The sequence below is a fragment of the Rhodoferax sp. LS1R11 genome, assembly GCF_056521395.1.
The window spans coordinates 14,858-27,777 of record NZ_JBWMAW010000029.1 but is presented as its reverse complement, the minus strand read 5'-3'; the positions used below and the strand labels follow the sequence as shown (position 1 = coordinate 27,777).

Sequence of the window (12,920 nt, the reverse complement as noted above, 5' to 3'; positions counted from 1 at the left end):
TGGCGTGGGCCATGATGTGACGATCAGGGAGCTGGCAGAAACAGTCCAAAACGTGATTGGTTACACCGGGGAGATTGTGTTTGATGCCACCAAGCCTGATGGCACGCCGCGCAAGCTGATGGATGTGGGGCTGCTGAGCCGGGCGGGGTGGACGGCCAGGACCGGGTTTGTGCAGGGGCTGGGGGTGGCTTATGCGGAGTTTTTGACAGCTGCCCAATGAGGATGTCTCCATGAAAGATCTGTCATTCATCATTCCAATTCGTGTCGATACTGAGGACAGGGTCGATAACTGTTTGACAGTATTGCGTTTTCTGCAACTCCATTTCCCGCAGTCTGAAGTGCTGTTGATGGAGCAAGATGCAGAGATTCGTACGAAGCGAATTGTTGAAGCCTTTCCTGATGTCCTCAGGCACTTTGAGCTAAATCCTGGTCGGTTCAGCAAGTCACGTGCAGTTAACGGCGGCGTTGCGCTATCGACTCGCCCGCTGATCTGCATGTGCGACACCGACATACTGCTGCACCCTGATGCACTCCGTGAGGCGTGCCGCATGTTGCGCAGGGGTTTAGGGCGAGTCGTCATACCGCACAACAGGATATTCATGGATGTTTCAGGTGAACTGAAGGCCGAAATATCCAGTTCGCTCGATATGGAGAAGTACGGAAAAACAAGACGTTTTTCCGATGCCCCGTTACATAAAGACATTGCAACTCGTGACTGCAATGGCGGCATTTTTGTCGCCGAAAAATCAGTACTGCAGATATCAGGCGGACTGAACCGAAAAATGATTTCCTACGGTTGGGAAGATACGGAATTCATTCGCCGTTTGGACAAGCTCGGGCAATACACGTTCATGCTGCCCAATTTCAATCTTGTGCATCTGGATCACCGTCGCGGTACTGACTCGAAAATTAACGAGATGTTTGACATCAACCACGCTGAGTTCAAAAAAATAAATGCCATGAACAAAAAGCAGTTGGAGAAGTATGTTGAAACAGATCTCGACATCGCATCGGCCCATGAGCAAGAGAAACGCCCAGCATTGCGGCAACGTCAAGCCATCTTGAATGCGCTTACCTTTCAGCGGATTGCGCACACCTTCAACAAGGTTCGAGTTAATTTGCAGATCAATGGCCTCTCAAAGTTCCTGAACAAATTTGCTAATGCAAGCTGAGGCTTCAAGGCAAGGCAACACGGTGGATACAGAAAAAAAGACCTCGCCCACCTCAGCGCCATCGCTTGGTCAGCAAAGTGTTAGGGCCTTGAAGTGGAACTATCTTGGGGCATTTTCACGCGTGGGACTCCAGTTTGTGATCGGGATTGTTCTCGCCCGCTTACTCGGTCCTGAGTCTTTTGGGGTTGTAGCCCTTGCGTCGCTGGTTTTAGGGCTTGGCGCTCTTTTTGCTGATTTTGGTCTCGCATCTGTACTTGTACAGCGCCACGAAATCACAACGCGGGACATCCGTTACGTCTTCACACTTCAGTCGCTAATTGGCATCGCGTTAACCATAGCCTTAGAAATTGCGGCAGGCTCCATTGCCGATTTTTTCAAACGACCCGATGCTCTGCCGGTACTTCAAGCCCTGTTTTTGACGTTCGCCATCCAAGGCTTGGGGCAGACATCTGCCGCGCTTTTGCGCAGAAAACTTGACTTTCGTCGCTTACAGGTCGCACAGATCGCAAGCTATCTCATAGGGTACGTGGTGTTGGGCTTGCCACTGGCCTTTTTCGGCTTTGGCGTCTGGAGTCTTGTAGTTGCCCAATTGACCCAAACCATCTTCGGCACGTTACTGACCTACAACATGGCCAGACACACGCTCAAGCCATGCATCAAAAATGACAGTGCTGGTTTTTTGCGCTTCGGAGTAAAGGTCACCGCTACAAACCTATGCAATTGGGGGCTGTCTTGCCTGGACAGTGTTGTGCTGGGCCGCACTTTTGGGGCCACGCAACTCGGTCTCTACAATCGGGCTTTTAGCCTCGTGGCAATGCCAACCTACAACATTGTCTCCAGCTTGCAAGGCGTATTGTTTTCAGCAACGGCGCGGATGCAAGACGATGTGACACGACTTAGGCAAACCTACTTAGCCGCACTCGGGGTCATTGGCTTCATCTGCTTACCCATGTTTGGTGTAGTCGCTGCTATTCCCGAAACGATGATTAGTGGCGTGTATGGCGCCAAATGGCTGAGCGCAGTCACCCTGCTCACGCCACTCGCTCTTGCCATGCCTTTCAGTGCATTGATGGGACTTGGCGGCCCTGTCATGACCGGAATGGGCAAGGCCGAGTATGAAATGGGAATCCAATTTTTTAGTCTCACTCTATTTGTGCCACTTTTATGGTGGGCCTCAGGTTTTACGTTGGAGACTGTGGCGTGGGCCGTATTCATCAGCTACGTCATCCGTTTTATTGCGGTGACGCACATAACTCTGGGATTGCTCAAGGGCAGTTGGTTGGCCGTCATTTCCGTGTTGACGGGTCCAGCCGTCCTGGCGGCAATTTGTGCCGCACTTACCTTCGCAGTGGAAACGCAACTCAGCGCCACAACACTGCCTGCGGGTTTACGCCTGTTATTTGTCGGCACCTTTGCGGCGTTGGTGAGTGCCAGCGTGTTCTTGCTTGGTCAACGGTGGCTCGTATCCAAACCTGTTGCCCAGTTGCTGAGGCAACTAACCGCATCTTTGCCAACAGCTGTGAAGAGACTAATCGTCGTATGAGGTACCTTGTATGACGCTTAGATTCACCATGCCACGCGTGCAAGGCAGGGGCGCTGGGCTGGGCAATGAACTCATTCCCTGGGCACGCTCCTTTCTTGCTGCGCAGCTTATCGGCGCCCGTGCGTTGCCCCCAGCCTTTGGATTGAACACCCGTCGCTATTGGCGTCACTTTGGCACGCCACGGCATGACTGGCTTAGCCATAAAGCTATTGAACGCATCCTTCCACGTGTGGAATTTACGGAAGCAGACTACTTGCGCTTTGGTGGTGGCGATTTTGTTGACGCCTTCAAACCCTTCGCCGAAGAACACCAGCTACACCAACGCAGTGGCTACGTGCTGGTGACTGAAGGCATGTGGGGCGGCTACAGACACATTGCCGCCGCTCGCGACTTTGTTTACGCCACGCTCTACCAGAGCCGCTTTGCAGCACGCAATCTGCTGGCAATACGCGCAAGACTGAGCCCCGACAAGATCACCGTCGCCATGCACGTACGCTTGGGCGACTTTGGTGCTGCGACGCCGCAACTGTCCGATTACCAGGGCAAATTCAACGTTGCCCTGCCCTTGCAGTGGTACCGCAACATAGCCTTGTCCATACAAAAACAACTGGGCGATGCCGTACAGTTCCTCGTGGTGTCTGACGGCACACTGGAACAACTGCAACCTTTGCTGGCAGGCTTGAATGCAGTCACTACATCTGACCTGCCTGACTCTGATTGCTCGGACCTACTCGCCTTGGCAAATGCGGATTTGTTGGTGTGCTCTGTATCGTCATTCAGTGCCACTGCAGCCTATTTATCCAAAGCACCTTACCTTTGGTTTGAACCCAATTTGCAAAAGCATCCTGAAGGCTTTTATTCCATTTGGGGCCATGAACCAACTCAAGCGGAAATTGGTAGCCCAACGCAGCGGGCAATAGCCGCAGCGGTTAGGCATAAGGTTGCAGACATCGGTCGCGGCCACACCATAGATATGACTGGTCAAGTTCCAGCCAGCCTCATGACAAGCATTGTGTTGGCAAAAGAAGGGGGTACTTTGCACTGTGACCTCATTCACTATGGCGTCACACCGCTGACAAGTTAGTCCCCGATCATTCGATTTACTCAATCTCTTTCCAAAAAATGCACATCGGACTAGTCGGCCCTATCGCCACCGCAGACATCAAACACCTCCTCACTTGTGAAACGGTGGGGTTGCCGCTGGGGTACTCGGGCGGCCCACTTTTGGCCACATTGATAGGCGAACTGCTTGCCCGTGGTCATACAGTCAGCGCATTCACACTATCAAATGACTTGCCCCTGAAAGCAACAGGCACCGTAACAGCGACCGGAAATAACTTCAGCCTGAGCTACATACCCATGCGCCCAAGGGCATGGCGACCTAACGGCTGGCTACCGGGACGCATTGTTGACCTTTATCGTTTTGAAATTGACCTGCTTCAACGAGCTATCAAAGTCAAAAATCCGGACGTATTGCATGCCCACTGGGTATATGAATTTGCTTTGGCTGCAATGCGCACCAACCTGCCGCATGTCATAACTTGCCATGATTCGCCATACACGATCGCAAAGTTGAACTCTACAAGTCGCCCGACACGAAGCTTATATCGCTGGCTGCGCGTATTGATGGCTCTCAAAACATTCAAACGCGCCAAGATCATCACGGCAGTTTCGCCTTACATGAAAAACGAAGTGCAAGCGTTAACTGCAACGCCCATCCAGGTAGTGCCCAACCCTGTTGACTCCTATGCAACAACGTCAGCAATGGCACGCACAGCCCCAATATCGCCCAATATCGCCATGGTCTGCAATGGGTGGGATGCCCGCAAAAACCCGGAGCCAGGTTTGCTAGCTTTTAGCACGCTCATAAAGGGCAACCCGGGTGCCACCATGCACCTCTACGGCTCAGACTTTGGCCCCGGCCAAACCGCCGAGACCTGGTGCAAAGCAAAAGGTGTCGAACAGAGTATGGTTTTTCATGGAGCCATTCCCCACAAGCAGTTGTTACAAGAACTGGCAACGCATGACCTGCTGTTGCACACCTCCATTGAGGAATCATTCGGAATGGTCATCGCGGAAGCCATGGCGATGGGCTTGCCAGTGGTCGCAGGTGAATCCAGCGGAGCCGTGCCATGGGTGGTAGGCAATGACGGAACCCTTTGCGACGTCACAAACCCTACGGCAATCACCGCTGCGTTGCTGGAAACACTTGAGCCTGTGCGCTACGCAGATCTTTCGATGCGCGGCATTGAGTCTGTACGTCGCAGGTTTACCACTCCGGCGGTGGTGGATCAGTTTTACGCACTGTATGAGCAAGCTGTTCGGCACAGCGCTATTGATGTTGCAAAAACCACTGCGGCGAGGGCTTCAACGTGAATGCATTTGTCTACATATTGCAAGCACTGCCATTTGTGGTAGCCCTACTCTTGGGATTGCTGGTGCCCGTTTTGCTTATCTACTTGCACCGCAGTTTCGTATTTGGTCTTTCACTTGTCATCTTTTCTTTCCTGCTCGACACACTGACATTGGGTGGCGCCGCCATAAACCTGGGCATCAACCTGTTTTCTGCTGATCTGGTCTTTTTACTATTGGGTTTCGCAGCAGCAACACGCTTTTTCCTCGCTGCGGACTGCCCATCTGGAAACAAGTCCTGGTTCTTTTTCGTTGCACTCGTGATGCTGAGTATCCTGACGGGACTGGCCTCTTATGGTCTGAGTGCTGGTGTGCAAGGGCGCTCTTACTTTTACTTCATTGTTGCTGGCAGCTATGCCATGAGCTTCCCCACAACTGAGCAACGCTTGCTGTCGCTATTCAAAGCCTTGGTGGCAAGCACTTTGGTACTTATTGGTATTGCGTTTTACCGCTGGGTTGTTTACTACTTGCCTATTACAAGTCTGTTGCCTCCTGGCGGCACCTACAACATCGACGGCCCCATTCGCGTTATCTACTCCAATCATGCGCTAGTCATTGCGCAGGTTTTGGTTGCTGCTTTTTTCTTTGCTGCCGCATCTCCCAGCTTGGCCTTGATGCGCTTTCTATCACCTCTGCTTTTAAGCATGGTCGTGGTGCTACAACACCGCTCTGTCTGGCTTGCGGCTATGGTCGGCGTATTGGTAAGGATGCTGCTTGGTAAAACCAACAGCGGCTCAGCCCTGAAACAGATGATGGTAGTTGTCGCCATTGCTGCCGTCACAACCGTACCTTTGGTATTTAACGATACGCTCTCGGGAGTCACCCAACAGGTCAGCAACTCCGCTGCAGGTGCCTTGTCCGGTGGTGGGACCGGTGGTGAGCGTCTGCAAAGCTGGGGGGAAATCGTCAAGAACTGGTACAAGGCGGGTGCACGGTCCGTTGTCATAGGGCAAAGTTTCGGCGCAGACAACACTCGTACCGTTGTTGACAGTCGGGGGCAATCCAAGCAGATCAGCTACATCGCTCACAACCTGTATGTTCAAACTCTTTTTAACACCGGACTATTAGGTTTGTTGGCGTATGGACTTGCCAATTTTTACGTACTGGCAGGGCTCTACAAAATATGCAAAACCCCCCGTACCAATGTTCATGCAGAAATACTGCTGGTAATGCTTGCAATGCAAGTGGCCTACTACGTTCCCTATGGAGTGGACTACCTGCAAGCGCTAATTTTTGGCGCAGCGCTTGCCTTTGTCGCAAAAAACAAGGTTCCAGCCACCCAGGGCCTTCGTGGTCAATCCACACTTGCGAGGTACCCGTTATGAGAGCCGTCGGACTTTTAACTGCACTTGGTCTGGCAGGCTCTTTGTTTTCCAGCCCCGTGTGGACATCTGACATTTACGTCGATGCCACCCAAGCGCCCACCAACGTTGTCGGCCCGGTTTATTTTGGCGCGCACTTTCACCGCATTGTTGTATTGCCAACAGAAAAAGCGATCTCAACACAATGGCCAACGATAAAGATTGGAAGCATGAGGCTATGGGACACCGTGACACGATGGGGCGATGTCGCACCTAGCGCTGGCAAGTGGGAATTTACGCGCATGGATACGTTTGTCGACACCGGTGTCAACAGCGGGGCAGAAGTGCTTTACACGCTGGGTTCAACGCCGCGTTGGGCGTCGGCCAGACCTAACGAAAAGTGTCCTTATGGTTTTGGTTGCGGTGCCGAGTCCATTCGTATTGCCCATTGGGAAGAGTATGTTCGGCAAGTTGCACAGCGTTATAGCACTCGCATCTTTGCCTATGAGTTGTGGAATGAACCTTATTTTTCAGATTTCGCGCGAGATGTTGGTAAGCCTGGCTTCTTTACAGGCAGTGTGAAAAGTATGGTCGAAATGGCTAAGACCGCCCGCAAAGTATTGGATGAAGTATCTCCGAGCGCCAAACTTTGTACCCCTGGTTTTGTAAACGGGCCAGACCGCCTGGAGAAATTTCTGGCGGATGGAGGGGCACAGTATGTTCAAGCCGTTTGCTACCATTTTTATGCCGAAGGGACCGACCACTTTGCGAAGCAAATGATTGAGATCAGGGCAATCATGAAACGCCAAGGAGTCGAAAAACTGCCCCTTTGGAACACTGAAACAGGCGTGGACACACTCCTTGCGACCGACCCGCCATCCGGCATTTCAGCGCGTACCCGCGAAGAGGCTATCGCGCGACTGAACCAGCTTCTCATTTTGGGTGCAGCTGCTGGCATTGAAAGGTTTTACTACTACGCCTGGGACAATTCACGAAGCGGGATGGTTGCCGCAGACGGTCAAAAACTTTTTGGCTACGACGCAATGCAAAAAACCCAAGAGTGGTTGATGGCGTCCAAATTCTCCGGATGCAGGAGCAAGGGTCCATTGGTTACTTGCCTTGCAAAAAAAGGTCAAGAACAATCGCTCTTTGTATGGGCAACCAAACCCACTGAAAGCGCAATCGCACTTCCCGCAGGCACCCGAGCCAGAACAGCTGAACGTTTGTTCGGCAACGCACTCTCAATCCCCCTGGCAGTTGCGACAGGCAACGCCAAGATGGCGTTTGATGCGGTACCTGTCCGCTTTCAGTTGGAAAGCACGTTGACCACACCTGTAAGCAAAGCAAGACCATGACTTTTGATACTTCATCACCACAGTTATCCAACCAAATGCGTCTTTGTGTTGTTCTCACCTGCTTCAATCGCAAAGAAAAAACACTTGCCTGTTTTCGGGCGCTTGGTGCCAGCACCCTCCCGCGCTCCATAGCGTTGTCTGCTGTTGTGGTTGATGACGGCAGCACCGATGGCACAACCAAGGCGCTGTCTGAAGAGTTCCCCTGGGTGAAAGTTGTGCGGGGTGAAGGCAACCTGTATTGGGCCCGCGGAATGCACCAGGCGCTAGAAGTGGCGATGCAGTCAGACTACGATTTTTATCTTTGGCTCAACGACGACACCATGTTGTATGCCGATACGATTTCACGCCTTGTCGCTTGCGAAGCGATGCTGCGCGAAAAACATGTCAAGCCAGCCATCGTTGTCGGGAGCACCGTTGATGAACACACCGGGGTGCTCACATATGGCGGAGAAGTTCGCGTTTCAGCGCTTAGAAGAATGCGCTTCTCAAAAATCAAGCCCACTGATGCGGCCCAGCCATGCGAATCCATGAATGGCAACACGGTGCTGGTCTCAAGGCAAGTAGCGCATAGCGTGGGCAATGTAGAGCCCGCGTTCGAACATGCCATGGGAGATACCGACTATGCACTGCGTGCCAATAAGCTTGGTGTGGGGGTATGGGTGGCACCCGGGGTGCACGGAACGTGCAGTGGCAATGCCTTGACAGGCACGTATATGGATACCAATTTGCTTTTGGGCCGCCGGTGGGCGCTGATGATGAGCCGCAAGGGCTTGCCATGGCGCTCCTGGCTTGTGCTGACCAAGCGTCACGCCGGTCCGGCTTGGCCGCTTTACTTTGCCTGGCCCTACATTAGCCTGCTTGCGGGCTTCTACCAGAAAAAGGGCGCGGCAAAGGTATGAAAACCTTGACCTCTCTTGCACCATTTTTCGTGGTTTGGACTTGCCCATGCGAGTAGCAATCGTCACCAATATTCCCGCGCCTTATCGCATACCAATTTACGATCTATTGGCAGCGAGAGATGATTTGGAGCTTTGTGTCTTTTACTTTGCCGGGCGCGAACCTGACCGGGAATGGGATATTGCGCAAGGAAAGTTCAATCAAGTATTTTTGGAAGAAAAATACATCACGGTCAATGGGCGGTTCATTCATTTCAACCCGGACATCTGGAAAAAGCTGAAGGCCTTTAACCCGGATGTCGTCGTCACCACCGGTTTTAACCCCTCACATTTAATAGCGTTTTTTTTTGCAAAGCTGAACGGTGCCAGACATGTATGCATGACAGATGGCACGTTGGCATCTGAGAAAAAACTCAGTTTTGTTCACCGCTTGGTGAGGCGAATTGTGTTCAGAAAATCCACTGCTTTCGTGGGTGCTAGCGATGGTTCGTTTGCTCTTTTTAAAAGCTACGGTATTGCAGCTAAGTCTATTTTCAAGTCTCATTTATGTGCAAACAACGCAGCGTTTTTCAATTCACCCAGTGTTGAGAAGCGATTCGATTTTATTTTTTGCGGTCGGTTCGTCGCGATAAAAAGCCCACTGTTCGCCATCGAGGTTGGGCAACAGGTTTCGCAACGGTTGGGGCGACAGGTATCCATGCTGTTTGTGGGCTCGGGCGATATGGAGCCCGCCATGCGTAGTGCAGCCCTCGCGGCATCGACGGAAGTGGATTGCAAATTTTCTGGCTTTGCACGGCAAGATGAGTTGCCTGGCTTGTATGGTTCGGCGCGAATACTGTTATTCCCCACCCTTTGGGACCCTTGGGGCGTGGTGGCCAATGAAGCGTGCGCTGCGGGACTGCCGGTCCTGGTATCAGAGCACGCCGGTTCGGCGAATGAGCTGGTGCGCAATGGCGAAAACGGCTACGTGTTGCCGCTGCAAATTAAGAGTTGGGTTGATGCCGCCGTTCGGCTGCTCTCTGATGACCATTTGTACCGGGCAATGTCAGCACGCAGCAGGGAGCTTGTGCTGGAGTACAGTTATGAAAATGCGGCTTTGGGCATTTTCAATGCAATAGGGATGGGATGAAAGAAGAAGACAAAAGTAACGAAAAGGCACATCAACGAAAGATTGTTGTTGTTGTGCAGCGGCGTTTGACGCATTACCGCGTGCCCTTCTTTGAATGTTTGCGCGAGGAGCTTTCGCGCCGGGGGGTTCAACTGATACTGGCCCACGGCGAGCCGACTCAAAACGAACGAAAGAAAGATGACGAAGGGGTCTTGCCCTGGGCGGTTCGCCTGCCCACAAAGTATTGGTTTGATGGCAAGCTTTGTTGGCTTGATCATTCAGTAGCGGGGACGCAGCATGATTTGGTCGTATTGACGCCAGAAAACAAGATGTTGTCTAACTTGCCGCAGCAATATGGTGCGCGGGGCAAGCGCGTGGCCTTGTGGGGCCACGGCGCAAATCTGCAAGGTAATCCGACAAGTTATCGTGAAAAGTTCAAGCGCATAGTCGCTCGCCAAGCTGATTGGTGGTTTGCATATACAGACATGAGTCTTCCGCTGATTGAGCGCACCGGCTATCCGCAGAACAGGGTCACTGTTCTGAACAATTCAGTCGATACCGCTGAAATGACAGCCATGCGGCAGAACGTGACGCCATTGGCGCTAAAGCAGCTCAGGGACGAATTCGACATTCAAAGCGACAGTGTTGGCATATTCGTCGGCTCGTTGTACAGCGAGAAACGGGTGGAGTTCATGCTGGAGGCAGCCACAGCCATTCGCGCGCGCTTGCCAGAATTTGAGTTCCTGGTCGTCGGCTCCGGCCCGCAGCAGGCCTTGGTTGAAAACTTTTGTGCTCAGCACAGATGGGCCAAGTACTTTGGTGTACGTAAAGACCAGGCGAAGGTAGATGCGATGGCCTTGGCCAAAGTCATGATCAACCCGGGCTTGGTGGGTTTGGGCATTTTGGATTCGTTTGTATGTGGTGTGCCCATGCTCACCACAGATTGCGGCTTGCACAGCCCGGAAATTGTGTATCTGGAAAACGGGGTCAACGGCTTGATGACGCCCAACACCACAGACGACTATGTTTCAGCCGTTGTGGCGCTGCTCGCCGATGAAGCTTCGCTGGCCAACTTAAAGGTAGGTTGCGAGACGAGTGCCAAGACCTACACCGTTGAAAACATGGCCCGTAATTTTGCGGACGGTGTTTTGGGCTGCCTTGCAGCCCCCGTATACCGAAGGGGGGGCTGATGAAAATTATTGTCGTTCACAACGCGTACCTGCACAAAGGCGGCGAAGACTCGGTCATGGAAGCCGAGGTAGAGCTGCTGAAAAGCCGTGGTCATGCGGTGGAACTCTTCTTGCGCAACAACAACGCCCTGAACGAGATGTCAGCCGCCACTACAGCCGTGCAAACCTTCTGGTCTTCGCCGGTGGCACACGAATTTGAAGAACGGCTGCGGACCTTCAAGCCTGACGTGGTGCATGTGCACAACTCGTTCCCGCTGATTTCACCTGCAATCTACTGGGTGGCAGACCGGCTGGGTGTGCCCATCGTGCAGACGCTGCATAACTTTCGGCTGCTGTGCCCGCAGGCTATGTTTTTGCGTGAAGGCAAGGTGTGTGAAGACTGCCTTGGCAAAGTGCCATGGCGCGGCGCAGTGCGCGGCTGTTACCGTGGTTCAAAGCCAAAGACGGCGCTGTTGGCGGGCATGGTCACCGTGCATCGTGCGGTAGGCACTTGGCAAGACAAGGTGACGCGCTACATCGCGCTCAATGAGTTTTGCCGTAACAAGTTTATTGAAGGAGGCTTGCCTGCGGCGCGCATTCTGCTCAAGCCCAATTTTGTGGACTTTGCTGCACCACCAGCAGGTGTTCGCACAGGCTTTTTGTTCGTGGGGCGCTTGTCTGCCGAGAAGGGGGTTGATGTGTTAGTCGCGGCAGTCAAAACGATGAATGACGTCAGCGTTCGCGTTGCGGGGACTGGCACTGAATCGGAAAAACTACTGAACGTCCGCGGTATTAACGCTCTTGGAGCATTGACGAGCATTCAAGTCAGGGCCGAAATGAGCCAGGCGACGGCGGTTGTCGTTCCGAGCATTTGGTTTGAAACATTTGGCATGGTCGTAGTGGAGTCGTTTGCAGCAGGAACACCGGTAATTGCGAGTCGCATAGGGGTGTTGCCAAACTTAGTAATTGAAGGCAAAACAGGCTTGCTGTTTGACCCCGGCAACCCGCAAGATTTGGCCCAAAAGATGCAGTGGGCCCTGCAGCACCCGGACCAGATGGCGGAGATGGGCCGCAATGCCAGGGCCATCTACGAGGCGGAGTTCACCGCCGATCGCAATTACCAGCAGCTGATAGCTATTTATGACGAGGCCATTGCGGCGGTCAAAACCCAGCCACAACCACGCCTGACCAAGCATTCCCGCCATACTGTGCCTGTGCTTCGCGCGCCCATAGACGCGGTGAACTGGGATGCCGCGCTGGCACGCATTGCGGGCTGGTCCGCCAAGCGCGAAAGCCGCTATGTGTGCATTTGCAATGCCCATTCGGTGGTGACCACACGGCAAGACCCTGCCTTTGGTCGCGTGGTGAAAGAGGCAGACATGGCGACGCCTGACGGCGCTCCCGTGGCGTGGATGATGCGCAAGCTGGGGGTTAAAGACCAGCAGCGCATCAACGGGCCCGACCTCATGTGGCGCTATTGCGCGCAGGCGGCGCAGCGCAACGAGTTCATCTATTTGTATGGCGGCGTGCCGGAGACTTTGGTCATTTTGCAGGCGCGGCTGGCCAAAGAGTTTCCGGGTTTGCGGGTGGCGGGGGCGCATTCGCCGCCGTTTCGCGCCCTCACGCCCGAAGAAGACGCGGCCGACGTGAAGCGCATCAACGATTCGGGCGCTAGCACGGTGTGGGTGAGCCTGGGTTGCCCCAAACAAGAGCTGTGGATGGCGGCGCACCGTGGGCGCATTCAGGCGGTGATGGTGGGGGTGGGTGCAGCGTTTGACTACCACGCAGGCACCATTCAGCGGGCGCCGGTGTGGATGCAGCACGCCGGTCTGGAGTGGTTCCACCGGCTGGCGTCCGAGCCACGGCGTTTGTGGAGGCGCTACCTGGTGACGAACACGCTGTTTGTGCTGGGTGCGGCACGGCAGTTGCTATTAAATAAATAGCTACTAGCGCACGGTACACCT

Annotated in this window: 10 protein-coding genes and 1 pseudogene; all 11 read left to right on the top strand. The window is 53.5% G+C overall.

What is annotated here, in order from left to right; translation table 11 throughout:
• Positions 1-220 (top strand): annotated as a pseudogene (locus AC097N_RS20765) (GDP-L-fucose synthase); the annotation flags it as partial.
• A 10-nt stretch (positions 221-230) separates the two neighbouring features.
• Positions 231-1,172 carry a glycosyltransferase family 2 protein gene (locus tag AC097N_RS20760; protein WP_479583974.1) on the top strand — a complete coding sequence of 314 codons (942 nt, stop codon included), beginning with the start codon at positions 231-233 and terminating at the stop codon, positions 1,170-1,172.
• Between the two features lie 22 nt (positions 1,173-1,194).
• The gene (locus tag AC097N_RS20755; protein ID WP_479583973.1) at positions 1,195-2,715 is read left to right on the top strand and encodes a lipopolysaccharide biosynthesis protein; all 1,521 of its coding nucleotides are present in this window, start codon (positions 1,195-1,197) and stop codon (positions 2,713-2,715) included.
• Between the two features lie 10 nt (positions 2,716-2,725).
• A complete protein-coding gene (locus AC097N_RS20750) occupies positions 2,726-3,799 on the top strand; it encodes a hypothetical protein (protein WP_479583972.1) in 1,074 nt (357 codons plus the stop codon).
• Between the two features lie 38 nt (positions 3,800-3,837).
• Positions 3,838-5,091 (top strand): glycosyltransferase family 4 protein, encoded by a 1,254-nt coding sequence (locus tag AC097N_RS20745; protein ID WP_479583971.1) that lies wholly within the window; start codon positions 3,838-3,840, stop codon positions 5,089-5,091.
• Complete coding sequence (locus AC097N_RS20740) at positions 5,088-6,452, top strand: O-antigen ligase family protein (protein WP_479583970.1); 1,365 nt, start codon at positions 5,088-5,090, stop codon at positions 6,450-6,452. Before AC097N_RS20745 ends, AC097N_RS20740 begins: the two co-directional genes overlap by 4 nt.
• Positions 6,449-7,783 (top strand): hypothetical protein, encoded by a 1,335-nt coding sequence (locus AC097N_RS20735; protein ID WP_479583969.1) that lies wholly within the window; start codon positions 6,449-6,451, stop codon positions 7,781-7,783. The genes AC097N_RS20740 and AC097N_RS20735 overlap by 4 nt, the downstream gene beginning before the upstream one ends.
• Positions 7,780-8,682 (top strand): glycosyltransferase family 2 protein, encoded by a 903-nt coding sequence (locus tag AC097N_RS20730; RefSeq protein WP_479583968.1) that lies wholly within the window; start codon positions 7,780-7,782, stop codon positions 8,680-8,682. Before AC097N_RS20735 ends, AC097N_RS20730 begins: the two co-directional genes overlap by 4 nt.
• A gap of 46 nt (positions 8,683-8,728) precedes the next feature.
• A complete protein-coding gene (locus tag AC097N_RS20725) occupies positions 8,729-9,808 on the top strand; it encodes a glycosyltransferase family 4 protein (RefSeq protein ID WP_479583967.1) in 1,080 nt (359 codons plus the stop codon).
• Positions 9,805-10,977 carry a glycosyltransferase family 4 protein gene (locus tag AC097N_RS20720; protein WP_479583966.1) on the top strand — a complete coding sequence of 391 codons (1,173 nt, stop codon included), beginning with the start codon at positions 9,805-9,807 and terminating at the stop codon, positions 10,975-10,977. The genes AC097N_RS20725 and AC097N_RS20720 overlap by 4 nt, the downstream gene beginning before the upstream one ends.
• Positions 10,977-12,899: a WecB/TagA/CpsF family glycosyltransferase gene (locus AC097N_RS20715; protein WP_479583965.1), complete on the top strand. Its 1,923-nt coding sequence runs from the start codon at positions 10,977-10,979 to the stop codon at positions 12,897-12,899. The genes AC097N_RS20720 and AC097N_RS20715 overlap by 1 nt, the downstream gene beginning before the upstream one ends.
• Positions 12,900-12,920: the final 21 nt, after the last annotated feature.

Coding starts and splice junctions, on each gene's coding strand:
- AC097N_RS20760 (WP_479583974.1), top strand. CDS start 231: ATGAAAGATCTGTCATTCATCATTCCAATTCGTGTCGATACTGAGGAC.
- AC097N_RS20750 (WP_479583972.1), top strand. CDS start 2,726: ATGACGCTTAGATTCACCATGCCACGCGTGCAAGGCAGGGGCGCTGGG.
- AC097N_RS20745 (WP_479583971.1), top strand. CDS start 3,838: ATGCACATCGGACTAGTCGGCCCTATCGCCACCGCAGACATCAAACAC.
- AC097N_RS20735 (WP_479583969.1), top strand. CDS start 6,449: ATGAGAGCCGTCGGACTTTTAACTGCACTTGGTCTGGCAGGCTCTTTG.
- AC097N_RS20730 (WP_479583968.1), top strand. CDS start 7,780: ATGACTTTTGATACTTCATCACCACAGTTATCCAACCAAATGCGTCTT.
- AC097N_RS20725 (WP_479583967.1), top strand. CDS start 8,729: ATGCGAGTAGCAATCGTCACCAATATTCCCGCGCCTTATCGCATACCA.
- AC097N_RS20720 (WP_479583966.1), top strand. CDS start 9,805: ATGAAAGAAGAAGACAAAAGTAACGAAAAGGCACATCAACGAAAGATT.
- AC097N_RS20715 (WP_479583965.1), top strand. CDS start 10,977: ATGAAAATTATTGTCGTTCACAACGCGTACCTGCACAAAGGCGGCGAA.